This window comes from Vibrio sp. 2132-1 (assembly GCF_033344315.1).
Genome location: NZ_JAWPON010000759.1, coordinates 1 through 540, shown reverse-complemented (window position 1 = coordinate 540; position 540 = coordinate 1). Strand labels below are relative to the sequence as shown.

The following is a 540-nucleotide window of genomic DNA, read 5'->3' as shown; positions in this document are numbered from 1 at the left end:
AAAGCGTCCGCCCGATCGCGCACCAAAGTTGCTCGAAGCATACAGCGAAGTGATCGCTCACTTTGCTTCTTCTCCCGTGGTCATTGGTGGCAAGTCGATGGGGGGGAGAATGGCGAGTTTACTCGCAGAGCACGAGCTGGTGGCGGGCATTGCCTGTTTAGGCTTTCCATTTCACCCTCCGGGTAAGCCAGAAAAATTCAAAGGTGATCATCTTGCAAGCATCGACAAGCCCACTCTGATTCTTCAAGGTGAGCGAGATACTTTTGGTAAGCGTGAAGAGTTTGATGAGTTTGTCTTTTCTCAGCAAGTGAAAGTGAGCTTCTTACCTGATGGCGACCATAGCTTTAAGCCGCGCAAGAGCTCGGGACATACCGAAGCGGGCAATATTGCACTTGCAGTAGAGCAACTGTCAGCATTCATCAATGAGGTGTACAGTGAAAAGTAAGTGGTTACTCTCTTTTACGGGACTTTCGGGACTAGTTTCTGTTGCACTAGGCGCTTTCGCAGCGCACGGCCTAAAAGCCAAGCTTGCGCCTTATT

Annotated in this window: 1 protein-coding gene and 1 pseudogene; both read left to right on the top strand. The window is 50.2% G+C overall.

Annotation, left to right across the window (positions count from 1 at the left end; translation table 11 throughout):
- Positions 1 to 445: alpha/beta family hydrolase (locus R8N47_RS27825; RefSeq protein ID WP_318186436.1), on the top strand; the 445-nt coding region annotated here is incomplete at its 5' end.
- Positions 435 to 540: pseudogene (locus tag R8N47_RS27820) on the top strand (DUF423 domain-containing protein); the annotation flags it as partial. The gene R8N47_RS27825 and the pseudogene R8N47_RS27820, both read left to right, overlap by 11 nt.